The organism is Rheinheimera faecalis, from assembly GCF_021290965.1.
GTDB lineage: Bacteria > Pseudomonadota > Gammaproteobacteria > Enterobacterales > Alteromonadaceae > Pararheinheimera > Pararheinheimera faecalis.
This window is the reverse complement of record NZ_JAJOYT010000011.1, coordinates 121,590-148,572: the sequence shown is the minus strand read 5'-3', so window position 1 is coordinate 148,572 and position 26,983 is coordinate 121,590. Positions and strand designations below refer to the sequence as shown.

The 26,983-nt window shown below is 46.7% G+C and carries 19 protein-coding genes; 11 read left to right on the top strand and 8 right to left on the bottom strand.

The window, feature by feature from the left end; all coding sequences use genetic code 11:
* The 3 genes from LSG34_RS16810 to LSG34_RS16800 form a co-directional block, all read left to right on the top strand.
* On the top strand, positions 1–1,031 hold a 1,031-nt coding region (locus LSG34_RS16810), incomplete at its 5' end, for a type I restriction enzyme HsdR N-terminal domain-containing protein (protein ID WP_233010261.1).
* A gap of 132 nt (positions 1,032–1,163) precedes the next feature.
* Entirely contained in the window at positions 1,164–1,607 is a 444-nt protein-coding gene (locus LSG34_RS16805; protein ID WP_233010260.1) for a hypothetical protein, read from the top strand.
* A 21-nt stretch (positions 1,608–1,628) separates the two neighbouring features.
* Positions 1,629–2,087, top strand: coding sequence for a hypothetical protein (locus LSG34_RS16800; protein ID WP_233010259.1), 459 nt, complete (start codon positions 1,629–1,631; stop codon positions 2,085–2,087).
* Between the two features lie 161 nt (positions 2,088–2,248).
* Here LSG34_RS16800 and LSG34_RS16795 read toward each other — a convergent pair whose 3' ends face one another.
* The 4 genes from LSG34_RS16795 to LSG34_RS16780 form a co-directional block, all read right to left on the bottom strand.
* Complete coding sequence (locus tag LSG34_RS16795; RefSeq protein ID WP_233010258.1) at positions 2,249–3,091, bottom strand: LytR/AlgR family response regulator transcription factor; 843 nt, start codon at positions 3,089–3,091, stop codon at positions 2,249–2,251.
* A complete protein-coding gene (locus tag LSG34_RS16790) occupies positions 3,088–4,158 on the bottom strand; it encodes a sensor histidine kinase (RefSeq protein ID WP_233010257.1) in 1,071 nt (356 codons plus the stop codon). The genes LSG34_RS16795 and LSG34_RS16790 overlap by 4 nt, the downstream gene beginning before the upstream one ends.
* 81 nt (positions 4,159–4,239) lie before the next feature.
* The gene (locus LSG34_RS16785; protein ID WP_233010256.1) at positions 4,240–6,879 is read right to left on the bottom strand and encodes a glycoside hydrolase family 3 protein; all 2,640 of its coding nucleotides are present in this window, start codon (positions 6,877–6,879) and stop codon (positions 4,240–4,242) included.
* A gap of 109 nt (positions 6,880–6,988) precedes the next feature.
* Positions 6,989–9,679: a TonB-dependent receptor gene (locus LSG34_RS16780; RefSeq protein ID WP_233010255.1), complete on the bottom strand. Its 2,691-nt coding sequence runs from the start codon at positions 9,677–9,679 to the stop codon at positions 6,989–6,991.
* A 466-nt stretch (positions 9,680–10,145) separates the two neighbouring features.
* On the opposite strand from LSG34_RS16780, the gene LSG34_RS16775 reads away from it, so the two are divergent.
* From LSG34_RS16775 to LSG34_RS16760, 4 genes are all read left to right on the top strand, one after another.
* Positions 10,146–11,111 carry a magnesium transporter CorA family protein gene (locus LSG34_RS16775; protein WP_233010254.1) on the top strand — a complete coding sequence of 322 codons (966 nt, stop codon included), beginning with the start codon at positions 10,146–10,148 and terminating at the stop codon, positions 11,109–11,111.
* 36 nt (positions 11,112–11,147) lie between these two features.
* Positions 11,148–12,494, top strand: coding sequence for a magnesium transporter (mgtE, locus tag LSG34_RS16770; RefSeq protein WP_233010253.1), 1,347 nt, complete (start codon positions 11,148–11,150; stop codon positions 12,492–12,494).
* 108 nt (positions 12,495–12,602) lie between these two features.
* The gene (gene rimK, locus LSG34_RS16765) at positions 12,603–13,544 is read left to right on the top strand and encodes a 30S ribosomal protein S6--L-glutamate ligase (RefSeq protein WP_233010252.1); all 942 of its coding nucleotides are present in this window, start codon (positions 12,603–12,605) and stop codon (positions 13,542–13,544) included.
* Positions 13,545–14,612 (top strand): succinylglutamate desuccinylase/aspartoacylase family protein, encoded by a 1,068-nt coding sequence (locus LSG34_RS16760; RefSeq protein WP_408636175.1) that lies wholly within the window; start codon positions 13,545–13,547, stop codon positions 14,610–14,612. It abuts the gene before it with no gap.
* A 62-nt stretch (positions 14,613–14,674) separates the two neighbouring features.
* On the opposite strand, the gene LSG34_RS16755 is transcribed toward LSG34_RS16760, so the two are convergent.
* Together LSG34_RS16755 and LSG34_RS16750 are read right to left on the bottom strand one after the other, a co-directional pair.
* Positions 14,675–16,408 (bottom strand): potassium/proton antiporter, encoded by a 1,734-nt coding sequence (locus LSG34_RS16755; RefSeq protein ID WP_233010251.1) that lies wholly within the window; start codon positions 16,406–16,408, stop codon positions 14,675–14,677.
* A 99-nt stretch (positions 16,409–16,507) separates the two neighbouring features.
* Entirely contained in the window at positions 16,508–16,822 is a 315-nt protein-coding gene (locus LSG34_RS16750) for a hypothetical protein (protein WP_233010250.1), read from the bottom strand.
* A 421-nt stretch (positions 16,823–17,243) separates the two neighbouring features.
* On the opposite strand from LSG34_RS16750, the gene LSG34_RS16745 reads away from it, so the two are divergent.
* From LSG34_RS16745 to LSG34_RS16735, 3 genes are all read left to right on the top strand, one after another.
* Positions 17,244–18,572: an amidohydrolase gene (locus tag LSG34_RS16745; protein ID WP_233010249.1), complete on the top strand. Its 1,329-nt coding sequence runs from the start codon at positions 17,244–17,246 to the stop codon at positions 18,570–18,572.
* A 177-nt stretch (positions 18,573–18,749) separates the two neighbouring features.
* The gene (locus tag LSG34_RS16740) at positions 18,750–20,624 is read left to right on the top strand and encodes a DUF885 domain-containing protein (protein WP_233010248.1); all 1,875 of its coding nucleotides are present in this window, start codon (positions 18,750–18,752) and stop codon (positions 20,622–20,624) included.
* Positions 20,625–20,782: 158 nt separating this feature from the next.
* Positions 20,783–22,096, top strand: a complete 1,314-nt coding sequence (locus LSG34_RS16735) for a TonB family protein (RefSeq protein WP_233010247.1) — start codon at positions 20,783–20,785, stop codon at positions 22,094–22,096.
* A gap of 50 nt (positions 22,097–22,146) precedes the next feature.
* On the opposite strand, the gene LSG34_RS16730 is transcribed toward LSG34_RS16735, so the two are convergent.
* Positions 22,147–23,739 (bottom strand): MFS transporter, encoded by a 1,593-nt coding sequence (locus LSG34_RS16730; RefSeq protein ID WP_233010246.1) that lies wholly within the window; start codon positions 23,737–23,739, stop codon positions 22,147–22,149.
* A 226-nt stretch (positions 23,740–23,965) separates the two neighbouring features.
* Here LSG34_RS16730 and bdpA point away from each other — a divergent pair, with 226 nt between their 5' ends.
* On the top strand, positions 23,966–25,459 hold the full coding sequence (gene bdpA, locus LSG34_RS16725) for a BAR domain-like protein A BdpA (protein ID WP_233010245.1): 1,494 nt from the start codon (positions 23,966–23,968) through the stop codon (positions 25,457–25,459).
* Positions 25,460–25,552: 93 nt separating this feature from the next.
* On the opposite strand, the gene LSG34_RS16720 is transcribed toward bdpA, so the two are convergent.
* The gene (locus LSG34_RS16720) at positions 25,553–26,833 is read right to left on the bottom strand and encodes a DEAD/DEAH box helicase (RefSeq protein ID WP_233010244.1); all 1,281 of its coding nucleotides are present in this window, start codon (positions 26,831–26,833) and stop codon (positions 25,553–25,555) included.
* Positions 26,834–26,983: the final 150 nt, after the last annotated feature.

Genomic DNA, 26,983 nt, shown 5'->3' with positions numbered 1-26,983 from the left:
GGCATGTAAGGAAAGATGATTTGTTTGAACCAATTAGCTTTGACAATTTAAATGAAACTGATATTAGAGAAGAGATTCTAGCACCACTGATTAGAGCACTTGGTTATAGGTCAGGAACTGTTCACAATGTCATCAGAGAACAGTCTTTAAGATACCCAAGGGCTTTCCTTGGACGAAAAAACTCCAAAAAGGATCCGATTTTAAGAGGTATTGCAGACTACATTTTAGAGGCTGAATTGTCTGTTAGATGGGTTGTGGAAGCTAAAGCTCCCGATGTAGATATTGACAATGATGCGATAGAGCAAGCCTTTACATATGCAAATCACCCTGAGATCAGAGCTGTATACTTTGCTGTGTGCAATGGGAGAAAGTTAGTTGTTTACCAAACTAATCGAGGTCCTCAATCGGCTCCTCTACTCGAAATAAACTATGAAGATTTTGATTCTAAATACAGATCTATAGAAAGTTTATTAGCACCTGAGTCTATTCTCCGCGACAACCCAAGCATTGAGCCAGAAATCGGTGAACCGATAGGTGAAGGGTTAAGGTCCATAGTTCGTGTCACCAATGGGCTTATTAGTTACCACGGAAGTTCCGTTAATATACCTGCTCTTCGAGAAATGCAAATTTCTGTTTCTAGTGGAGCTCTAGAAAGGGATGAGGAAGGTCGATTAGTCGCATTTTTAACTACAGTTGCACCAACAAGATCAATGCAAAACTTAAATCAAAGGCTAGGTCTCTCATCTTTTGAAATGTTTAGTCCGGACAGCCGTATTTCAAGTAATGCCGATGAGCCAACAACATTTCGAGGAGAGCAAATAATTACTCTCCCTGCAGGGGAAAGATTATTAGATATAAATACTTGGCGAGAAGTTGCAATACCAATGAATATGACTTGTAGAGTCATATTTGCAGCAACCGGTCATTTAGAGGGACATCGATTCCATGGAAGCTTCGAATCAATTATGGATTATCAAAGCTTTAATCAAAGGATTAGTCTTTATGGAAAGTTTGAGATGTTTGTTAGCTAGAACCCCTAACAAGCGCTTGCAGTCTGGCGCCAAAACCTCCGCGTTTTTGTGTTGCTCGCTGCGTTCAAACATTAACACAAAAACACTTCGGCTTCGACGCACCTGAAGTGGGCGTTACGCATTGGAGAGGTTATGGAAGAGCACAAATACATTCTCGAGCTTTTATCAAAAAATGAATTTCCGGAGGAGATTACTGAAGGTGAATTTGCACTTATAGGTATTTTCAAAGAACTGTATGAACAAGGCTATGTTACCGCAATTGATGCTAGTAGTTTTGATGGAGATAGCTACCTTGAACCAAGAATAACAATTTCTGGAAGAAAGTTTTTATCTGAATTAACTACCCCTGCTAGTTCAACTCAACACTCAATTAGTATTGGTAATATTTCAGGCAGTACCTTTCAGGTCGGAAATGGTAATTCGCTTAGTGTTCATGTCAGTGTGCAAGAGTTAATTGAGACTATAGCTAAAAGCAATGACTTGGAAGCAAAGTCAAAGCTCAAAGAGCTACTCAATAACGCCACAGTTGCAGGCCTAATTGGCGCAGGAGTAACTGCTTTGTTGGCTTTGCTATAGTAGCGTGCAAAGATGAGACCAATGGAACTCGATAAACTATCTTACAGATTCTTTAAACTCTTCGCGCAATATGAGTATGCGCTGAAGGCTATGGGTTATGGCCGAGCTGGAAAAGCAGACGCGGCGGAACCTGACTGGGATCGTTTCGCAAACGAGATCGGAGTGGCACTGCTTCAATCACAAGACCAGGCTGTCATAGATGCTAGAACATACTTACTTGAAGAACCTCCTAAGCGTCAAGTATGGATTAATGGTTCCGTTGAGTGGGCTGATGTAGCAAATGTCGAGCGCTCAGTACAAATCCTGTTTGCCCACATCCGTCGTGTACGAAATAATCTCTACCACGGCGGAAAGTTCAATGGGCGTTGGATAGACCCTGACCGTAGTGAGGAGTTGCTCTCAAAGTCATTGATACTACTGCAGCACCTTCTGAGCACAGACCAGAATTTGCGAGAGGCTATTCATGGAAATGCGAGATAACAAACGCCAGCACACCGCACCTATGGTGCTGGACTCACAACAAGTTGCTCGTCTGTGTGGCGGGCGTTAATGTCTTCAATTAGCTCTTAGCAGTCAATTACCACTAAATCTGTCGATCGAAACAATTCCTTCATGTCGCGGTTCAAAACACTGCGGCTGCCCTACCCCAACAACCTCTGTTTCAAGGCTCTGGCATAAGTACGGCTGACTTTCAGCACTTTTTGATTCAGCAATACAGCGTTGTACTCCGAGTTACAGAGCGGTTGTAGTTTTTCGATATAGGTCAGGTTCACCACTGTTGATTTATGAATGCGGACAAAAACATCTGGTAAGCGCTCATCAATCAGGCTTTTTAGTCGGGCACGCATCACGTAAGTTTCAGCTTGAGTATGCACACACATGTAATCGCCGGCGGCGTCTATCCAGATAATGTCCTGATAAGGGATCAACTGAATGGGGTTACGTCCATCCTGGATCACCAGTTTCTGCATTTCTATGTTGTATTGCGGCTCAGCTGCGTCCGCGACCCTCTCTGCATTCTTTGTACTATCAACACGGCCCCCAGCATCCTGTACTTCTTTGGCAATATCTGCCGCAGCAGAAAGCAGTTGTGCTTTGTCAGCTCTGCTGGTGGTCAGTTCACAAACCCTGGTTATAGCTTCAGCTAAACGTTCCAGCTTCACTGGCTTTAACAAGTAATCGAGGGCTCTCACTTCAAAGGCTTTGACCGCGTGCTGATGAAAAGCTGTGACAAAGACAATAGCAGGGCAAAGTTCGGGTTGAAGTTGGCGGATCAGATCAAAACCGCTTTGCTCTGGCATTTCAATATCCAGAAAAATCAGATCAGGCATCTGAACGTTGATTAGAGTGATAGCTTCAGCCACGCTATTGGCTTCGCCTATTACCCGGATTTGTGGAAAAGCATCCAGCCGCAATCGCAGGCCTTCAATAGCGGCTGGCTCGTCATCCACGATCAGAGTGTTTAATAGTCTTACACTGCTCACGTTTTTTGCCCGCCTGCTAATTCTTTTGGAATACAGATCTGGATCCAGGCCCCTTCTTCCTCTCTGTTGCCAAAACTAAAGGAGCTTTGATCAGGGTAAATCAGCGCTAACCGCTCCTCACAATTGTGTAAACCTATGCCTGTAGAAGCTGCATCAGGTTGCTCTATAAAACCGCTGCCGTTGTCCAGCATACGGATCAACAACTGGCCGTTGTGCTGGCTAAAGCTGACTGAAATAGCATAACTTTGTTGCGACATACGCATGCCATGCTTCAGCGCATTTTCTGCCAGCGGTTGTAATAATAAAGACGGCATCAACAGGCCTTTTACTTCGTCATCGGCCACTACAGACACATTCAGCTTATTTCTGAATCGGCACTGCTCCACATCAAAGTAGGTTTGTAAGATCAGTATCTCTTCGGCCACTGTCACTTTAGCTAAAGGGTCTGTGTACAAGCTGTAACGCAGCAAATCGCAGAGTTTTTCCAGCATGGAGACTGCATGTTGATTCTCCTGCTTTAAAATTAAGGTGCAAATGGCATTAATGCTGTTAAACATAAAATGCGGGTTCAACTGATAACGCAGCATCTTTAACTGGGCTTCTTTGGCCAAATGAATAGCTTCTGCCGCTTTTTGCCGCTGCTCCATAGTTTCGAAGGTGGCTTTGGAGGCGTAATACAAGGCAGTCCAGGTTAATAAAATAGTTAAAGAAGCCGAGTTCCAGGTGCCGACATCGAACCAGGTCATGGATTGCCAGATCTGGCCATAGAGCCACTGTAAGGTCAGCCACTTCCACTGAGTCCAGACCAGGCAACTGATCAGAATTATTGGCAGATGCCACAGAATTTTTGAGCGGTTTTGTTGCGCGCTAACCCGGCCAAACCAGGCCCGCAGCAGCAGGGTAAGCATAAAACCAAAACTGGTATCCAACAGCAGATGAGGCAAAGCCACCTGCCAGGGTTCCTGGCTGGGAATTTTAATCATCAGGGCTGTCAGCACTGCATACACTGCCCAGCCGCCGGTTTGACAGAGCCAGAACAGCTGATTACGACTTAAAGATTGCAACACTATTTAATTCCAATTCAAAAGAAACAAAAAATGGTGCCGCTTCCGACACCACTTTTAATGTTTTATCTGTGATCAGGCTGGTTAATTAGCGCAGCCTATCAGCACAAAGTCTTTAGCAGCAGTTGCTGTCTTTTGTGCAGAAAGCACCATATCAGCCACAGCCAGACTATGTTGTCCACTTGAACTGAATACCAAGGCATCTGAAATCCGTTTTACGGCAGATGCGTCAGCACAATCCAATGCCACTTCGACAGTATGCCACACACCAGGCTTTAAGTGCGCCAGAGGTTCTGCAAGCGACAACCGGCGCAAACAACTACCTTGTTGATCACAAAGCACGGCAAGATTGAGCTCTTTTGGTACTTGCTGGTCAAAACGTAAGCTAAAACGTAGTGCTTTGGCTGTGTTGTGTTTGGAAGCGGCAACAGGCTTGATATAACGCAAGCTGGCTGATGCTTTTGCAGTCGCATTCCAGCGCAACTGTCGGCCATCTTCCTGATAGGACAAGTTCACCGACTGCATAGCCAAACTTTTACCATCTGTACTGACACCAAAAGGTGTAGTAATCAAAGCCGCAGTGTTTTCAGAACCCGCTGCGCTGGCGTCCGACAACACCCAGGCCATATCTGCAGCTAAGTTACGTAAAAACAGCGGCTGAATACCATTATCAGAACCTGATGCTGTTGTTGTCGAAACCTGCTCAGAGAATTGGCCCAGTTCTTTGTGGTCGGCGTAGGTTAAGCCATAACCATAAGCAAACAAAGGGTCATAGTTCGCATCGCCTTTATTCAGCACAAACTGATGGTCAAAACGTGGCCAGGAAAAACTCAGTTTGCCCTGAAAATCATAACGGGCTTTGCCCTCTGTATCAGCAAACAACACATCAGCCACGCCTTGTCCTTCAGAGCCAGGTAACCAAGCCACGACAAAAGCATCCGATGCGTTTAGCTCTTTATTGGTCCACAGCGGCCGGCCTGTTAAAAATACCGTCACCACCGGAATACCTTGTTGCTTTAGCTTTTTGATCAAAGCTAAATCACGCTTGTCGCCATGCTGGTATTCCAATTGCTGTATATCGCCAAACCACTCGGCGTATGGGTTTTCACCTATCACCACCAGAGCTACGTCAGGTTTTTGGCTGTAGTGGCCATCGACCGTCAGTTCTACTTGACCGCCAGCAGCTTTTACCTGTTGAGCTATGCCCTGATAAACAGAAGTGGCATTGGGGAAATCAGCGTTGGTGTTGTCTGTGCCCTGCCAGGACACACTCCAGCCACCTGCTTGTTTCGCTATGTTATCAGCGCCATCACCAGCCACCAGCACCCGGCTTTTTGCCGACAGGGGCAGTACTTTTCCGTTGTTTTTCAGCAGCACTAAAGATTTCCGCACCGCCTCACGCCCGAGTTCCTTGTGCTCCTGACTGTTAAACACAGCCATTTGCGCAGATTCAACCCGACTGGATGGTTTACCACGCTCCAGCAGGCCCCAGCGAATTTTTGCCCGTAAAAAGCGGCGCACCGCATCATCAATCCGGGCTTGCGGAATAATGCCCTGCTCCACCTGACGCACAGTGTTGTGATAAAAAGCTTCAAAGTGCTCTGGCACCATCAGTACATCCACACCGGCATTAATAGCACCGGCGCACTGCTCCAGATCACAACCTTCAACAAACTTATGACCGTTCCAGTCCGTGACCACAAAGCCATCAAAACCCATTTGGTTTTTCAAAACGTCGGTCAGCAGGTATTTATGGCCATGCAAGCGCACACCATTCCAGCTGTTAAAGGACGCCATCACAGACTGCACGCCCGCCTGAACTGCCGTCATGTAACCTGCTGCGTGAATATCACGCAGGCCTTGTTCATCAATCAAGGTGTCACCGCGGTCTATACCTTTTTCAGTGCCGCCATCGCCAACAAAGTGTTTAGCTGTGGCGATACGGCCAAAACCCTGCAGAAAATCTTTACCCAAGGTACCCTGCAAACCCGACACCATCTGCCCGGCGTAGGCTTTGACTATGGCAGGGTCTTCAGAATAACTCTCGTACGTACGGCCCCAACGGTCATCCCGCACTACAGCCACTGTAGGCGCAAAGCTCCATTCAATACCTGTGACCGCGACTTCTTTAGCGGTTGCCACACCAATACGGTGGATCAGCTCTGGATCATGGGCTGCGCCCAAACCTATATTGTGTGGAAACAAGGTAGCGCCATAGACATTGCTGTGACCATGCATAGCATCTGTGCCCCAAATAGTTGGAATACGACTACCATCTTCTTTAGCATCCACAGAGGCTTCATACATTTCGTCAGCGTATTTTAACCAGACTTCAGCCGTTGCTTGTTTTTGACCATAAGGCGCTGTATTACCACCATTGAGGTAAGAACCAAAACCATACTTGCGCATTTGTGCTACGGACAAATAACCAATCTCCGGCTGGATCATCTGCGCTACTTTTTGTCCCAAGGTCATGCGAGCTAATATCTGATCCAGTACTTTTTCCAGTTCTGGGTCGCGCTTTAACCCCGTGTTGACATAAGGCCACTGCACTGTTTGCGGTAAAGCGGCAGCCTGGGCTGTTTTTACTTCTGCCTTGTTTCCTGCCTGAGTGTCAGCGGCTGTGGCTTGAGCCGCAGTTACCAGCGCTAAGCTCAGCAATGCCACTTTTTGCTTTTTGTGGAGGGTTTTAATAAGAGTTTTATTGCTCTTGGTACTGATCATGAACATCTTCCTTCGCGTAGTCACAACGCCTCACCCGATCAGGTGTTAAGCGCCAGATAAAAAGAAACCGCTCAGTACGACGGAGCGGTTTCTGCACTAGTGGTTAAGCTTAGAAATTAAAGCCAGCACGCACCCCATAATACCTTGGCATATTAAAACTGCCTTTCGGGAAGCCCTTACCTGTGTTACTCCATTGCTGGACAGTTTCGTCCGTGGCGTTGCTGACAAAGAGTTCAGCAAACCAGACCTGGCCGACCGGCTCATATTTCAGTGAAGCGTTGGCTATGGTATGAGCGTCTCTGCGATCGTCTATATAACCTACAGCTTCGTCAGACACTGCAAAGTCCATATCGTCCAGATGTCTGTCGACGTTCCAGATGGTGTTGTAGGACTTATCTTTCCAACTCAGATTAAACCAGCCGTGGATAAAACCGTAGCTGCCCAAATCAAAGCTATGGGTGTAACTTAAGTTGGCTGTGTATTTTGGCACCATCGCCAGCTGATTACCTTTGAGGTTAGTGGTCAGCATGTCGTTTTCAGGGTCAATAGACTCTTCATAGGACAAACCAAACAGATACTCCGGGTCGTAATCCCACTTGGTGATCCAGTCTTCGGTCACACGGGCATCAGTCCAGGTGACATAACCGTTGATACGGCCTGCAGGATAAGGTTTCCAGTCAAATTCCAGCTCTAAACCTTTGATAGTCGAACCCGGTACGTTTTGAGTGTAATAAGCCACGACCGGCATATTGCGGTAATCCAGCACAGGCTGACCGTTGGCATCCAATACAGGGCTGCCATCCGGGTTTTCTACCGGAGCCAAACGTTCCACTGTGCCAACAGAACCTACAGAGGCATACTGCATATCTGTGTAGTCGGTATAGAAAAACACGGCTTGTAAGTTCAGCGAATTATCTAACAAGCTGGTTTTTGTGCCCAGCTCATAAGTCACAACCTGCTCAGGATCAAACTGGGTTTCAATACGTTGTACCTGACCTGTTCTGTCATTGACCACTTCAAACACATCGCCTATACCACCAGCTTTAAAGCCTGAGGCCACATAGCCATACAACATGGTGTTTTCACTAAGGTCGTAGTCAAGGCCCAGACGGAAGTCATTGTTTTGCCAGCTACCTTTGTTGTCATTAGCAAAAGAGGATTTATAGATAGACGGATCTTCAAAGGCATTGGTTGGCAGATCGGACAACACAGTGCGGTTATACCAGCCCGGTGCACAACCATCGGCATTGGAACAACGTAAAGTACGGCCGCCTTTGTCCTCTTTGGTTTCGTCACTGAAACGGTAACCTAAGGTCAGGTGCAGATCAGAAGTTAAGTTGTACGTCGCCTGACCGAAAACAGCCAAAGCGTCGGTAGAACGGTCTGGCTGATCCCAAAAGGCTTTGTCGTCCATAGGGTTGTCGTAATAACCCACAGTAGAGGTTTTTTCATGGAACAGGTTTACGCCTGCGATCCAGACTAAATCACCCAGCTCATCCGACTGCAATTGCAACTCAGTGGAATAAGAACGTGCGCCTGTACCATCGAGGAAAAACATAGCGCCATCCCAGACATCCAGACCGGTCTCAATATCCTGAGCCGATTGGCGCTTCATATCTTCATAGCCTGCCAACCAGACAAGATCTAACTCGTCAGTCAGTTCATAGTTTAAAGTGTTACGCAGGTAAGTGATGTCCAGCTCCAGTTTACCCGGCACGTTCACCACGGCCTGATAAGTGTTGTCGCTTGGTAAAAAGTTGGAACAGTCGCCACCAAACTCTGTGGGTCTGCCACGCAATTTGTCACAGTTCACCATGTCCGTAGAGCCGGCACTGTCGTTTTTGTAGTACTGGAACACAGTGTGGTTGGAGAAATTACCTGCAACAGGTTCCCACAAGGTGCTGACGCGGAATGAATGCTCATTGGCGTTGTTGTAAAAGTCGCTTTTATCAGCCGCAGTTAAAGCCCGCACTTTTTGTGCTTCAGGATCTGTACCTGCCGCATCTATCCACCAGTTTTCGCGTTGGGTTAAGGTTTGGCCTATGCCCTGATAGGAGTTTTCAGAAATGACTTCTGCGTCCAGCACACCAGCGGGCAGATAACGGGTGTCGTATTGGTTCGGGTCGAAGTAGCCTTCGACATAAGAATCACGCTTCAGACCTTTGCCGGAGAAACGCACGGCAAAATCATCGGATACTGCCAGGTTAAACATGCCGCCCACACTTTTAGCATTAAATTTACCCATCTCCGTATTGAGGTTACCAAAAGTGCTGCTCATATCGGGCTTGGCCGTCAGTACGTTAATGCTGCCGACTGTAGAGTTACGGCCAAACAAAGTCCCTTGCGGACCACGCAAAGCTTCAACCCGCTCTACGTCATACATCAACGCCAGAGCGCCCTGCATACGTGGAGAATAAATACCATCCAGATGCACGCCCACTGCAGGGTCACCCAGTTCAGTGATGTTGGTGGAACGAATACCACGCATGGTAATCACAGGTGCTGCCTGCTCTGAGGAGACGGCAATATCCAGACCCGGCACTAAATTGGCGATATCCACCACATTGTTAACGCCGCTTTGTTGCAGTTGGGCTGCACTCAGGGCTGAAATAGCCACCGGTGTTTCCATTAGCTTGGTTTTGCGTTTGGTGGCTGTGACTGAAATCACTTCCAGCTCGGTTTCATTGGCAACGGCTTGAGATTGAGTAGTTGCTGTATTATTGACTTCAGCCTGCTGCGCCGCAGCAGAAAAAGCGCATGCCATCGCTATCGCAAGCGAAAGTGCGTTACGTTTATGCATTGTCTAACCCCTGTCTGTTGATACTTTTTTGTTTTATGTTTTTATGACGAACCAAACAGCCAGGTTTGCCACGGGTTTTACCTTAATGGCATGCTAAACACAGAGATACAGAGATTCGACAAGGCGAGTTGGTCATACTACAACACGTTTTTGGCTGGGTTATTGTGTCGGGTTTTATCATGGTCTGTAGAGGCGCCCGCCTTTTGATGGATTATTTCTCAACTGATCGTGAGAATGTGTTTTTTCTATTTGCATCTGAGTTTGATTGCGACGGTATAGGCATAGTCCACGCAGACAGGCCGTGAATACGTCCCCAAACCAGAACTCTGAAATTCAAACATCACCGAGCCCAAACCTGCTCAGATTTCCACCAAACGCTTTAATCTAAGTCCAAGATCCGCAACAGCAATTGCATTCTTGTAGCCTTTTTGCTTATGCTGCCAAAAGTATTCAAAAGGCCAGCAGCATGATAGAACTTCACCAGTATTGTCCGGAGCAAAAACAATGGCAGATCAGCGATTTTCAGGCGCTGCGATACCCATTGTTATCCGATACGAAAATCTGGATTAATTTAACTGCCGCTAACCAAATGGAACAGCGACAGGTGCTGGAGTTTTTCCGTATTCACCCTGTTATAGCTGAGGATTTTTTACGTGAACGCCATCCACCCAAGATGGAATTCAGCGACAGCTTTAGCCTGTTGATTTTGCGTGGTTTCTCTGGCCCTGATTTCAGTGATTACCCGGGGCATAGCCAAATTTCAGTGCTGTTTAACGATCAGGTGATTCTGGTGAAATACCATAGTCATCTGGATGACAGCAAAATTGATCTGCCCTTCTCTGCCATGCAGGGTATTGATAAGTTTAAAGACTGGATCAAAAAATATATCCACGCTGTGTCAGGTACTTATCTGGAAAAATTGCTGCAATTTGAAGACGAATTGGGTGAGCTGGAAGACAGCATGCAAACCAATGGTAACGATCAGAAAATGGCGCAAATTATGAAGTACCGTTCGGTATTTCGTAAAATTGATCGCAATCTGGCTTACCAAAAAGAAATGTTTTCTGACCTTTTATACGAAGAAGATGCCAGTCATCCATTTAAACGTCATTTTGACTCGATAGAATTACGTGATTTTTACGAGAAGTTTGAGCGTCTACACAGCATGACGCAGATGTACTACGACCAATTAAGTGATTTGGTTGGCAGTTATATTTCTACTTCGTCGCATCAGATTAACGAAAAGATGAAAGTACTGACTATGCTCAGTGCTGTATTTATTCCACTGACTTTTATTGTTGGTGTTTATGGGATGAACTTTAAGTATATGCCAGAGCTGGATAACCCTTTTGGCTACTATATTACCTGGGGCCTGATGCTTGGATTGGCAGTGGGCTTGTTGGCCTATTTCAAAATCCGCCGTTGGTGGTAAAGCTGTAGCCTAACAGCAAACAGCAGGAGCGGTTTAATGGTAGAAAATAACCAACTGGATATTGAAGAAATAGTCCGCGACAGTTTTGATGAAAACGAAACTGAACAGCTGGCGGAAAAACTGGACCAGTTGGAGCCGGAAGAGATAGCTATTGCCCTTGAAGCTATGCCTCTGGAGCAACGGGTTAGCACCTGGCTGACGCTGGAAAAAGAACAACAAATTGCCTCCCTGACCTACATGAGGGTCGACGCTCGTAGCAACATCTTTAAACAACTCGAAACAGCTCAGCTGCATGAACTGGTTGAAGAAATTGATGTTGATGATCTGATTGAGCTGTTGGACGAATTACCCGACGCTATTTATCAGTACGCCTGCTCGCGCATGGACCAAAGCGAAAAACGCTGGCTGGATCAGGCTTTAACTTACGATGACGAACAATGTGGTCGTTATGCTGACCACGACGTGCTGATCCTAAGCAAAAACGCCAAAGTGCGGGATGCAGTGCGCTTATTTAAAAAACTGACCGAAGATGCTGAATACCAGGAAGCCTTATTCGTAGTTGACCGCACAGGCCGTTACGTCGGTTTATTACAAGGCATCCGTTTATTAGGCCAGCCGAATCATATGCCAGTGGTGGAGTTTATCGACGCAGAAGCGCCAGTGGTACAAGGTGATATGGGGCTGGATGAAGGCTCAGATTTAGTAGCCCGCTCTGGTTACAGCGCTTTGGCGGTGGTCGATAGCGAAGGCAAACTGTTAGGCCGTTTATCTATAGGTGAAGCACTGGAAAACGTGCGACGCAGCCTTGAAGGCCAGTTTATGCATACGGCGGGTTTAGACGAAGAAGAAGACTTATTCGCCCCTATAGTCAACAGCGCCAAACGTCGCGCTTTGTGGCTGGGTATTAACTTATTAACTGCTTTTTTAGCGGCCTGGACCATAGGTTTATTTGAAGCCACTTTGCAGCAAGTGGTGGCTTTGGCTGTATTAATGCCTATTGTCGCCTCTATGGGCGGTATTGCCGGCAGCCAAACTCTGACGTTGATTATCCGTGGTTTAGCTTTAGGGCAAATTACCCCACAAACCTATTGGACCTTAATGCGCAAGGAGCTCAGCATAGGCGCCATTAACGGTGTTCTCTGGGCTTTGGTGATTGCAGCTATTACTTATCTTTGGTTTGGTGACTGGATTATCGCCAGCGTGATTAGCTTTGCCATAGTGATCAATATTTGTGTCGCAGCCTTTAGTGGTGTGGTGATCCCGGTCTGGTTAGAAAAAATGAAAATAGACCCAGCCCTTTCAGGCTCAGTGATACTGACCACGGTCACAGACGTGATAGGTTTTTTTGCCTTCCTCGGCTTAGGTTCGCTGTTTTTACTTTAAGGCTCTTTGACCTTATGTAAATTTTTTGATTTTTTACAGATACTTGCTGCTCAAACCACACTAGAATACTGCTAATAGCTAAATTCAGGGTCTAGTGATGGTGTTGTTATGAAAATTGCGGTTTTGTCGCGCAATAGTGAGTTGTATTCGACCCGTCGTCTGGTCGAAGCTGCAGAAGAACGGGGTCACCAGATTGAGGTGATAGACCCGCTGATGTGTTATATGAACATCAACAAAACCAAGTCCGGCATTCACTACAAAGGTGAAGTGCTGGAGCAGTTTGATGCTGTGATCCCCCGTGTGGGCGCTTCCATTACCTTTTATGGCACTGCAGTACTGCGTCAGTTTGAAATGATGGGGGTTTATGCACTGAATGAATCCAGCGCCATTAGCCGTGCCCGCGATAAACTCTGCTCCCTGCAATTATTAGCCCGCGAAGGTATAGGTTTGCCTATTACCGGCTTTGCCGATAAACCAGGCGATATCCCTGATTTAATTGAGATGGTCGGTGGCGCGCCACTGGTCATTAAACTGCTCGAAGGCACTCAGGGTATAGGTGTAGTGCTGGCAGAAACCCGCACTGCAGCGGAAAGCGTGATTGAAGCTTTTATGGGCCTCAATGCCAATATTCTGGTGCAGGAATACATCAAAGAAGCCAATGGTGCCGATATCCGCTGTTTTATTATCGGCAATAAAATTGTTGCTGCAATGAAACGTCAGGCCAAAGCCGGCGAGTTTCGCTCTAACTTACACCGCGGTGGCACAGCCTCTCTTGTTAAACTCAGCGCCGATGAAAAACGCACTGCTCTGGCAGCGGCTAAGACCATGGGATTGCATGTGGCTGGTGTCGATATTTTGCGCTCGAACCATGGCCCTGTGGTGATGGAAGTTAACAGCTCACCAGGTTTGGAAGGCATTGAAGGTGCGACCGATATAGATGTGGCAGGCCGGATGATTGAATATCTGGAGAAAAACGTGCCTTTGCATCAGGCCAAAATGTTGCAAAAAGCACAACAAAAAGCACAGCAAAAAAAGCTGGTAAAAAAGTAGATGTCGACAACAGAAGGCAAACCCATGCTAACGGAAAAACAACAGGCTTTTACTTTAGGTGGCACTGTGATCCAACCCGGCCAGCGTGCTGTGGTCGATATTCCTTTTGGCAAACTTTACACCCACACCGAACTGAATATCGGCGCTCATGTAGTGCATGGCAAAAGGCCTGGTCCTGTGCTGTTAATCACCTCGGCTTTGCATGGTGACGAAATTAATGGCGTGGAAATTTGCCGTCGCCTGCTGAAAATGCCCAAATTGAGTCAGCTGAGAGGCACTTTAGTGGTGGTGCCTATCGTCAATACTTATGGTTTTGTGCAGCAGTCGCGTTATTTACCCGACAGACGGGATTTAAACCGCAGCTTTCCGGGCAGTGAAAAAGGCTCACTCGGTAGTCGTATGGCTTATCAGTTTACCGAGCGTATTTTAAAACAATGCACTCATGTCATTGATTTACATACTGGCGCTATTCATCGCAGCAACCTGCCCCAAGTGCGTGCCAGTGCCAAAGACAAAGTGGCTTTGCAAATGGCCGAAGTATTTAATGCCCCTATTATTATCAAAGCAGCCAGCCGTGAAGGCACGATGCGCGGCACGGCCAACAGTTTAGGTATTCCTATTATTTTGTATGAAGCTGGCGAAGCGCTGCGTTTTGATGAGCAATCCATCAAAGTGGGCGTACACGGCATTATGAATGTGATGCAGGATTTGGGCATGTTCAGCCCCAGCAAAAAGACGGTGAAAACCGGTTCGTTATTCAGTAAAAAAAGTAGCTGGATCAGAGCAGAACACGATGGCATAGCCCGCTATTACGTCGGCTTGGGGCAAACTGTGCAACAAGGTGATGTACTGGCGCATATCTACAGCCCCTACTCCGATTTTGAAGTGGCTGTTGAAGCCAGCTTTAACGGCATAGTGATAGGGCGAAATAACTTACCGCTGGTGAACGAAGGCGAAGCTTTGTTCCATATAGCCGAAGTCAGCTCATTGGATGAAGCAGAAAAAACCCTGGACGCTATTACAGACGAAGTCGACGCCGCTATGCCTTCGATTTTAGGAGTGGTGTAAGATTTTCAGGTCAGAGTAAAATTAGTTTGTGCTTCATTTTACTCTGACCCGAATTAGAAGTGTTATGCCTGCTTAGCTGCGGGCGCTATACCAACAGTAGCTATACGCTGTCCTACCATTTCACGGACAGACAAAGTCACTTCACCAAAGTTTTTGCTGGCACCCATTACAGGCTCTTCAGCTAAAGTCTGACGTAATAATTCATCCAGCGACAAAGTGCCATCGGCAGAGAGCTCGATACCGTAAGAATGCTGCAAGTCTTCCACTTTGGTGTAGCCTTTTAACTTCAGTTCACCCGCTGGCAAATCATGGTGGCTGGCCTCTGCCACACCAGAGCAAACCAAATCGACAAACTCCCGCACATCAGGTTTCATCACAATAAATAAATGATCCCCCGCATGCAGGAAAGTTGAGCCTCTAGGTGGGATCACATCATTGCCGCGAGTGATCATCGCCACCACAGTGCCGTCAGGTAAGGCCATTTGCGATAAACGACGACCGGAAGCACGCGAACTATCGCCCAGTTGATACTCGACAATATCAGCATCCACATCACCTAAAGCAGTAATTTCTAAGGTGGCGGCAGGAGTTACTGGAGCAGGTTCTGTCAGGCCTAAAGCCCGGGCCATCCAGGGTAATGTCGAGCCCTGTACTGTCGCAGAAATGAGCACCACGAAAAATACCACACTAAAAATAAGCTCTGCGCCAGGCAAGCCGTAGATCAGCGGATAAATAGCCAAAATAATAGGCACTGAACCCCGTAAACCAACCCAGGACACTAAAGTCATTTCCCGCGCATTAAAGCCAAAGAGTTTCAGCACCGGGATCACCGACAAAGGCCGGGCGACAAAAGTCAGTACGACCGCAATCAATAGCCCTTCTAACCAGACATCCAGCAAAGTTGAAGGATTAATTAATAAGCCTAAAACAAGGAACATCACAATTTGACCTAACCAGGCCAAACCATCATGGAACAAAAAAGTACTGCGCTGGAAAACAAAACGGCTATTGCCTATCACCACACCAGCAATAAAAATCGCCAGAAAACCACTGCCGCCCAAATTTGCCGCCACACCAAAGGCCAGCAAACCAAAAGCCGCCACCATCACAGGATATAAACCAGAAGTCGTCAGATGAATACGGTTAATAATGCGCACCGATAACCAACCGCCCGCTAAACCCACGACTGAACCTATGCCCATTTGTTTAATAAACAACATCAATAAACCAGTACCTGGCTCCAGGCTATTCACCATCACTTCTAACAAGCCAACCGTCAGGAAAATCGCCATTGGGTCGTTGGTTGCACTTTCAATTTCCAATGTGGCTTTCAGACGAGGATTGATATGAATACCTGCATTACGCAGTAGTGAAAATACGGCGGCGGCATCGGTAGAGCCCACAATGGCGCCAATCAATAAACCGTAAAGTAAGGACACATCAAGAATATAAGCTGCGGCGGCACCTGTGATCATAGCTGTCACCAATACACCCAAAGTGGCCAATACAGACGCAGGTTTCCAGACCTGTTTAATCGAGGCCATAGGGGTTTGCAAACCACCATCAAACAAAATAATAGCTAAAGCCAAAGAGCCCAGCGCATGCGCGATTTGCGCATTATTAAACACAATTCCGCCAGGGCCATCTTCGCCTGCCAGCATACCCACCATAAGAAACAACACCAGCACAGGCAAACCTAACCTGGCCGATAACTTACTGGAGACAATGCCAAAGACAATCAGAATCGCAGCTAATAAAATAATTTGGTCAATCACAAACATGAATAGGTTACTCATCATTAACGCTACAGGCCAAACCCACAGCAGAACTTCATTTCGCAGCGCTCATACCCTTGCCAGTGTGGAGGGTACAGTCTGCATGACACAGAGCCTGAACTAACCCAAGTGAAAAGGAGGTGCTCTGGCAGAAAAAAACAGAATGGTGACGGCATGCACTTCAGCCAGCACAAACTGACAGACCAGAAAAACAGCAGAGACAAAGGTGGCCTGACGCAACTGCACTATAGCTTTGTCGTTATCTCCCGACAAATCAACATGCTTTACAGGCTGAGCAGCTGACGTCAGTTGCGACAAACCATGTACAGGCGAGCTTTGAGGCAAATCCACCCAATCATGGGCAGCAGAAAACTGCGCTGCATGCAGCAACGAACCTAAATAAAAAAACAGTGCAATAAAACTTAAGTGCTTCATTTTCAATAGCCTGAAAGCATAAGAAGCGGCACCTCTTCGTCTGACAACCGGGGATACATAGAACTTTTTATTGAGTCTATTGATAATACCATCAGATGGAAATCAGATAACGACTAAATTCACTAAAAGATGTTGTTTTTCATCAGGCTGCGCTCTATTGCTGCTAAAGCAATAGAAAATGTATATGAAGCACAACGTCTTAAACTATAAAAACAATCGTTGATCAGTCAAATGGCTTTGAATATAGGTATGTCAGCACTTCTATCAAAAGCACTGAATGCTTGTGCCGGATACAACCAATAATCCTTAAAAGGCTGGCTTTGATCGCATATCCATTTCAACCCCTTGTCCTTTGCTGCTTTTTTATGCTGTGATGTTTTGGCAACACCTAACCCTCTATAACAATAAAAAGGATTTCTGAATGCGCCTGCTCCCCCTTGCCTGCTTAATCAGCTCAGCCTTCATCAGCACCAGCAGTTTAGCTGCGCCTAAAGACCTGGCTGAGGCTATTAATACCGATTACCAAAAACACCTTGAACCGCTGTTTAAGCACTTTCACCAAAATCCGGAACTGTCTTTTATGGAGTTTAAAACGGCGGAGCGCTTGGCCAAAGAGCTCAAAGCTGCCGGTTTTGAAGTGACTACTGGTGTCGGAAAAACAGGGGTTGTTGCCATATTAAAAAACGGTAAAGGTCCGTTGGTGATGATGCGTGCTGATATGGACGCCTTACCAGTAGAGGAAAAAAGTGGTTTGCCTTACGCATCCAAAGTAAAAAGCAAAGACTGGAACGGCAATGAAGTGTCGGTGATGCATGCTTGTGGTCATGATATGCATGTCACCAGCTTAATTGGCACGGCACGCCAAATGGTCAAGATGAAAGATCAATGGCAAGGTACGCTGATGCTGGTCGGCCAACCTGCAGAAGAATACGTGGGTGGTGCTCAAAGCATGCGCGACGATAAAATCTGGGAGCGTTTTGGTACGCCGGATTATGCCATGGCTTTGCATGTGTCCAGCGAAATTGAAGCCGGCAAAATTGTTGCAGTGGAAGGCTCGCCCTATTCTGGTGTGGATTCGGTTGATATCCATATTCATGGTGTAGGCGCTCATGGTGCCAGCCCCCATCGCGGTAAAGATCCGATAGTCTTAGGTTCACAAATTGTGCTGGCACTGCAAACTATTGTCAGCCGCGAAGTGGCCCCCAAAGAACCCAGTGTGATTACTGTGGGCTCTTTTCACTCAGGCTCAAAACACAACATTATTCCTGACTCAGCACACTTACAGCTGACTGTGCGGAACGATACCTTAGAGACCCGGGAGCAATTGATTAGCGCCATTAAAAGAGTGGCCACTAATATGGGCCGCGTAGCGGGTTTACCTGAAGATAAATTACCGGAAGTGACAGTAGACCCACAAACCACCCCGCCTACAGTCAATGATATTCCACTGACGCAACGCTTAAAGCAGCGCTGGGTCAGTCATTTTGGTGCTGACATTCTGGATCAGAATTACAAACGTTTAGGTATGGGCGCTGAAGATTACCCATTTTTAATTATGAATCCGACCATTCAGAGTGTGTATTTCCAGATTGGGGGCACACCTAAAGCAGACTTCGAGCGGGAAAAACAAGGCGGAGCACCAGTGCCAAGTCATCACAGCCCTTTATTTAAAATTGCACCAGAGCCGGCTATTAAAGCTGGGGTAGAAGCTACAGTAGTGGCTTTACTGGATCTGATGCCAACACACTAATCAGCCACCAGCAAAGTGCAGAGCCGGGCTTGCCACAGGCAGGCCTTTTTGTAAGATAAACTTACAATTGAGTTTCGACTCTGCAGCTAAATCAGGTTAGTCTGGTAACTGCATCATCAGCTGAGTTAGTAGGAGCTGATGACGCGCCATAATCAATAACTAAAAGGAAAACGCAAAGTGCGCCATTCATTATTAGCTCTTAGCATTGCCGCATTACTGGCAGGCTGTAATCCAGCACAAGACACCAAAACAACCACCACACCAGCAGCTGCAGAACCAGTGACAGCAGCAGAAACCAAAGCGGCTTTATCTGAATCAGAGCGCTTAAATCAGTGGTTTGAAACCAAATACGAAGAGCAGCTGCAAATGAGCCCGCTGCAAATGACCTTCTTAGGTCGCAAAGATAAACAAGATCAAATTGATGACGTCACAGAAGCTGGTGAAGATAAACAGCTGGCCTGGGCTGCTGCTTCTGTTGAAGAGTTAAAATCTCAATTTGATTACAACAAGTTAGACACTGAAGCCAAAACCTCGTACGACTTATGGATTTACCAGTATGAGCAAAGCCGTGACGCTGCAGCATTTCGCGTAAACACTTATGTGTTTAACCAAATGCAGGGTGTACACGCCTTATTGCCACAAGTGCTGATGAACTTCCATAAAGTAGACGAAGTGGTGGATATGGAAGCCTACGTCAAACGTATTGGTGGCATAGCCAAAGCTATTGCTGAGCTGCAACAACGTGCCGCCAAATATGCTGAAGCTGGTATACGCCCACCACGTTTTGCATACGAAGGTGTATTAGAACAGGTCAATAATCTGCTGAACGGCGCGCCGTTTAAAGAAAGCGATAAAGACGCGCCTTTATGGGCTGATGCCAAAGCCAAAGTGGAAGCGCTGAAAAAAGCCGACAAACTGGATGACAAAAAAGCTGAACAGTTACTGGCCGATGCGAAATCAGCCTTAACCACTCAGTTCCAGCCTTCTTATGAAGCGTTAGCCGCCTTTTTAACCAGCGAGTTGGATAAAACTCAGGTCAATGTGACAGGTGTATCGACTCAGCCGAATGGCGTGGCATACTACAACCATCGCTTAGCTCAGTCGACTACAACCAACTTAACTGCTGACGAAATTCATCAGATTGGTTTAAATGAAGTAGACCGCCTGACCAAAGAAATGATTGCGATCAAAGATAAGGTAGGTTTTAAAGGCTCGTTAAAAGAGTTCTTCACTTTTATCAAAACTGACGCTCAGTTCTTTTATCCGGATACAGATGAAGGCCGTCAGGGCTATATCACTGACTCGGAAGCTTACTTAGCCTTTATCGAGAAAAAGCTGCCTGAATACTTTGGTATTCTGCCTAAAGCTGCCTTGACCGTAAAACGTGTTGAAGCCTTCCGCGAACAACCAGGTGCGGCGCAGCATTATTTCCCTGGCACCCCAGATGGTAAACGTCCAGGTATTTACTACGCGCATTTATCTGATATGAAACAAATGCCAAAAAATGAGATGGAAGCCATTGCTTACCACGAAGGTAGCCCTGGTCACCATATGCAGATTTCTATTGCACAGGAATTAACCTCAGTTCCAACTTTCCGTACTCAGGCTGGTTTTACTGCCTATGTGGAAGGCTGGGCTTTGTACTCTGAGTTACTGGCCAAAGAAATGGGCGCTTACCAGAGCGACTACTCAGACTTCGGCCGTTTAATCACAGAAATGTGGCGTGCCGTGCGTTTAGTGGTCGATACAGGCATGCACAGCAAAGGCTGGACTGAACAACAAGGTATTGAGTACTTCAAAGAGAAAACCCCTGTTGCCGAAGGCGCAGTGACCTCTGAAGTCCGTCGTTATTTAGTATGGCCAGGCCAGGCAACAGCCTACAAAATTGGTATGTTAAAAATTCTGGAAATCCGTGCTAAAGCCAAAGAGCAGTTAGGCGATAAGTTCGATATCCGTGGTTTCCACGACACAGTCTTAGGTGGTGGTGCCTTACCATTGCAAGTACTGGAAAAACGCGTACAGAACTGGGTAGATAGCGTAAAAGCTGCTTAATTCCGCTCTGAACCTCTAAAAATGGCCCTTGACTGGGCCATTTTTTTTACTAGACCCAGCCCATTATTTTTTAGTTCGCTGATATCTTCAACTTGCCGCTAGTGTTGCATCAATGTTAACCTTCCTCTCACATTAAACGCTATTACAGGGACAAAACAATGCGCAAATCATTATTGGCTGCCGGACTGCTGTTCAGCACCCTGGCACAGGCCGACTTACTGGATGCACTAAAACACTACGATCAAAAAGACTACCCTCAAGCCACTGCTGAATTTAGTGAGCTGCTGCCGCTTGGCAACGAGGTTGCTGCATTTAATCTGGCCGTGATGCTTTATAAAGGCGAAGGAGCTACCGCAGATCCGGTTAAAGCTCTGGCTTATTTTCAACTGGCTGCTGAACTTGGCGATAACAGAGCTGCCGGAGCGATAAGTTTGATATCGAAAAAGCTGTCAGTTACAGAGCAGCAACAAGCCTATGAACAGTCCCGCCATTTGCTCGGCCAGGTGCAGGTCAAAATGGAGGAAGATGACACATTAGCTGTCAAAGATTTCCCTGAAGTTGTCAGCCGCAAAGCGCCCTCTTATCCGGAAGGTGCAGCGCAAAAAGGTCTTTTTGGCTACAGCGTGCTTAGATTTGTGATTGATGAGCAAGGCAATGTGTCTGCGGTTGAGGTGTTGGGTTCTTTTCCGGCAAAGACTTTTGATAAAACCTCAGCCAGAGCTGTTAAGACCTGGAAGTATGCAGCGACTGGTCAAAAACATCAGGGTAAAGTAGTGCTGCACTATAGCCTTGGGCCACTCTCAAAACACAAAGTAAACAAATTCATGCAGGATCATAAATTGGTTGAATATGCAGTCGCTGGCTCTCCTGCACACCAATATATGCTCGGCACCATGATGGATCTGCTGGCAACTAATGCTAATTATCATGTGAACGTAGACAAGGATTTACCACTAGAAGTTAGTAACGAGTTACCTGAACAATTTTTTAGCCGCAAATCATCGTTTAAAACAAAAATCGAAGGTTTTTATGGTAGTGCTGAAGTAAATACCAATGAAAAAGGCGTCGTCACCAAGGTGATATCATCCAACAAAATGGAGTTACAGCAAGCCTCTGCATTATTAGTCGGCAAAGTGCTGGATGAAGACGCCAGCCATGGCCACTACAAATTATGGGCCGATCCGGGTAAAGCCGCTGTTGTCGAGCCTGTAATCACTTTGTCTCAGTTGCACAGTGGTCATTATTGGTGGAGCGTGGCAGCTAAAAATGGCAGTCTGGACGCACAACGTCAACTGGCGGCGTTCTCGCCACAATGGGAAAATTACCTGCTGCAAAACAACGACCCGCAAGTGCAAACCTGGTCTGGTGTGCGCAAAATTCTACAAGGCGATAAACAGGAAGGGCAATTGTTGCTGGATAAAGCCATAGCTCAAAACTATGGCCTGGCGACAGAGCTTAAAGCTGCGCTTTAAGCTCACTGAACGGTTCGACTAAAAAGCCCGGTTCTATCCGGGCTTTTTCTTTAACGATCAGACTTCTTCTCTAAAGCGGCATGCATATCTTCCAGTCGAATGCCTCTGGTATCTATGCCGTGACGGTGCAGTAAAAAGGCCGCAATCACCAGCGCTGCCATAATCACCAAACCAGATAATGCCATTTGATCAAATAAGCCTAAAACTCCAAGCAACGCACCTAAAATGCCACCAAACTTCGAGCTGGCGGCCACTATACCAGAGCCTGTGCCACGCAAATGCACCGGGTATATCTCAGCTGCGTAGGGAATAAGCATGGCAATGACACCGCTGGAGCTGACCAGCAGCAAGGCGATAGATACTGACAGCAAAGTCACAGAGCGGCTGTCGAGCCAGTCAAAAAGACAAAAACTCAGTAAAGACAAAGCGGTCAGCAGAATAAACAGCAGCAAGGTTTTGATACTGCTCCAGCTGTGGTAAAGCCAGATCACTAAAGCCACACCAGGCAAAGCAAAAAAAGCCGACTTCGTAATAATAGCGCTGGCCTGCCCTGCTAAGCCCATTTCACCTAAGTTCGTTGGCAGCCATAACATAAAGCCAAAATTCACCAAACCCCAGGCCACACCGGCCGCCACTAAGCCTAAGGTAATACCGGCATAATGCCCTTGTAACAACTGCTTAAATCCTGCGTTCTGCAAAGCAGGTTCTTCTTCCACCACTATGCTGCTTTGATCATGAGCCTGTACACCGCTAAAACGCTGCAACACCAGACGGGCTTCGCTGGTTAATCCTTTACTGGCCAGATAACGCGGCGATTCCGGAATATAACGGTTTAAAAAAATCACCAACAAGCCTGTGGGCAGCCCCAGCATCCACAAAATACGCCAGCTAAACATGGGTTCCAACAAAGCCGCTGAGCCTGACGCCACCAGATAACCAGCCGCAGTACCAAAACCACCTAAAGCCACTAACAACCAGCCTCTGTGTGCCGCTGGAATAGTTTCAGCCATAAGGGTAAAGGTAATAGGCAATAAGCCCCCTGCTGACAGGCCCATTAAAAAGCACATCACCAGATTCCATTCAAAAGATGGCATAGCACCACAAATCGCAGTGCCGATAAACATCAGCGCCGATAATAAAATAGCGGCTCTGCGGCCAAATAAATCAGCCATCATGCCCCAGATCACTGAGCCTATAGTAGTACCTGTTAAGGCTACCAGCGCCAGCACTCCTGCTTCTTTTGAGCTAATGCCATATTCAGCTTTTAAGCCCGGCATGACAAAACCTAAAGTGGCGGGCTTCATCACATCCACTATCACAGCCGCCATCAGCACCATCACCAAAGTCCAGTGCTCTTTATTTAGTGGCAACTGATCGGCCACATGAAAATGTAATCTGCTGTTGTCGGTGTTACGCAGCTGGTCCAGCCGTGGCATCATGCCATACATGGCCAGCACCAAACCCAATGGAATAAGCCCCATGCCAATCAGCATATTGCTGTCCATTGGCATCCCCACCATCTGATAGTTCATATGGGAGGCATGCATAAACATGGGCACATGCGCCAGCACTCCCAAGGTGATGCCAAGACAGCCCAGCCAGAAGGCTAATGGATGGTAAAAATTTAATCCCTGTGATTTCATCAAACTCGTCTCTGTAATTGGCCCCTTCTGAGGCGCTTTTTGTCAGCGCAGAGCATACTGGGCCAGCCTGCTTTGCTGCAACAGCTATTTTTAGTAAAAGCTGTTGATTGGAAAACAAAAATTAGCGCTGTTTTGGCTACGAAATTCAGCTACCATAAATCTTCGTTCTGTCAGCCTTATGCAAGACTGTATGGGCTTTCCTGTACCCTGCTCTATTGAGGATTGTATGCGTCGTTTTTCTGTTGCCTTGCTTTGTTTATTCAGTGGTTTTGCTGTGGCCAAACCCGGTGAACTGGTATTTTCCAGCGACTTTGAACAGGACGCCCATCAGTGGAATATTCTTGCTGGTTGCCAGCGCAGCTCTGAAATGGCCCGCACTGGCACAAGCGCATTATTTTGTCAGGATGGCAGCAGCTCTTTAGTCAGCCGTTATCCGGTGTCTGAACTGGGTTTGCTGGAGTTTTGGGTCAAGCCTCAGTCTGCTTTTGCCAGCTACCGAATTAATATTTTAACCTCATCTTCTGTGGCTTTGGATGCACAGTGGCAACAGGTTGGCCTGATTGAAGCGCCTGCCGGCACTGAAGCCTATATGGCACATCGTGTTTCTATTGACGATCCGGGCCGCAAATATCTGCGTTTAGACATAGAAACCTTGCACGGTGGCGTAGCGCTGGATGATGTGGTTTTAGACCGTATTTTGCTGGATACAGCACTGCAGAAAAACGAGCAAAAAATTATCAGCGGCATTTTGGATAAGCTGCAAACCAATAAAAACTACGAGCTGCAAAGCGAGTCGTTCCGCACTATAGGTAAAAACTATGCGGCGCAGTTGGAAAGCCAGCGTCAGTATCTGGAATATGCCAACGCTATTTATTCGACCATCACTTTTGCACTGGCAAGTTCAGAGCGCAATAAAATGTCGAACCCTATGGCCTATTCGTCTTTCCGTACTATTTTGGCCGACACTAAAAGAGTGGCTTCGCCTTTACAGCAAGCCAGATTGAATTCAATGGTTAAACCTTTTGGTGACTTAACGACCGCTACTTTAACGGTCGTCAGCGGCGGTTTATATGCTGCCTTTGCTGAGCCTTTTAAGTCCTTTCTGGCGACAGCTTTTGATAAATCGAATTATGAGAACGCTGATTTAAACCGCAAAGACCGTAAGTTTGCCGAAGAAAATGGTTTAAAAATTTACGAGCAGGCTGAGAAGTTTTTAAATGAGCTGGAACGTGAATTAGTGCAGGTTTCCACCCTGGAAAACGATTTGCAAAACATGCTGAAAATGGTGGAAGTATTTCGTAAAGATTTAGACAAACACTTGCGCGACTATATTCAGCACGCTGGTCTTGCCCGCACTCAGGAAAATTACAGCCGGGTGATGAGTAAAGAAGAATCTATTCGTGCATTGGTGATGAATGAAGTGGGTGAAAACGTCACTACTAAAGCTCAGAGTTATCTGGCCGCGAATGACAATACCCAGCTGATCCAATATATGCTGAAAACCTCAGAGCAGCTTGAGGGCATGCAGGAATTTAAAGAGCGTTTTAACCAAATTACTTCGTCGGCTATTACCTTCTACGATAGATTTGAGCGCTCAGTCGCACCGGATCAAAACCCCTTCACCGACGCCAAAGATAAAGCGGCATGGGAGCAACACGCGCAAAAAGCCCGCAGCTATATCAAACAATCAAAAGAAGCTTTTACCAAGGCCTACATGTAAGCAAACTGGGGAAGCGAACCAGGTAAGGGATTTGTAGGTAAACGAAGATAACCAGTCAAAGCAAGCAGCTTTGACTGGTTTGAGAACAGAAGATTACTTAGTAGTGCGCGGCTTAGCTTTAGGTTTGGCCTTCGGCTTCACTTTATTTGAACTGTCTAAATCAATAGAGGTTTCGCTGGCTTTGTTGGAACGGCCTGACAAGACCTTACGTGAAATACTTTTTAACAGCGATTCCCTGTTGCTCACTTCAAAGCCTGGCGTGACTATACGTTTGACCGTGCTGCCTATCAGCTTTTGAATGCGCTCTAACGTTTGCTCTTCTTCACGACTGACAAATGAAATCGCGTTGCCTGTAGCGCCTGCACGACCGGTACGACCGATACGGTGCACATAATCTTCCGGCAGATACGGCAGGTTAAAGTTCACTACGTAATCCAGGCCTTGAATATCAAGACCACGGGCAGCCACTTCAGTCGCAATCAATACCTGTAACTTAGCAGATTTGAAATCAGCGATAGCGCGACGACGTGCGCCCTGGCTTTTATCACCATGACAAACAGCAGCGTCAATTTTCCGCATTTGCAAGCCAGCTAATAAGCGGTCAGCCTGCTCTTTAGTACTGGTGAACACCAACACCTGAAACCAGTTTTTTTCGGCCAGCAGCTGTTCAAACAATTCGATTTTGCGACTTTCTTCAACCGGATACACCACGTGGTTGACGGTGTCAGCCGTACTATTGGTTTTCGCCACACGGATTTGCTGGTGATTTTTCAGAATTTTATGCGACAGTTCATTCACGGCTGGTGAAGTTGTAGCCGAGAACAACATGGTTTGGCGTGTAGTCGCCGTCATTTGCATTAACTTGGTCACGTCTGTAACAAAGCCCATATCCAGCATACGGTCGGCTTCGTCCAGCACTACAAATTCAACATCACTTAAGATCACATTACCAAGGGCCATATGTTCTATCAAACGGCCTGGCGTGCTGATCAGGATATCTACACCCGCTTTTAATTTGTTGGCCTGACCGCCCATTTTCACGCCACCATAAAGTGCCGTGACACTCAAAGGCACAAACTGCGCGTAAGCAGAGATAGATTCAGCAATTTGCTCAGCTAATTCACGGGTTGGAGTCAGGATCAAGGCACGTGGGCGCTGCGCTACTGTATCTTTTGGTTTATCCAGCATGCGTTGTAATACAGGAATAGCAAAGGCAGCAGTTTTACCTGTACCTGTTTGCGCTGTAACTTGTAAATCTTTACCGCGACGTGCAGGCACTATGGCCTGTTCTTGTACCGGGGTCATATCACTGTAGCCACATTCTACAAGGGCGCGGAGTAAATCCGGGGCTAAATCTAAAGATGAAAATTGCATAAGAGTTCCTCTGTAGAATAGCTACAGTAAAAAATGAGGGCAGAATATACAGTATTTTAGCGGTAGAAGAGACAATTCTTTGTCATTGAATGAATTTTACGCAGTTTTTCTGTAATGTTTAGGCGCCTGAATCAGGTCGCTTTGGGTTAA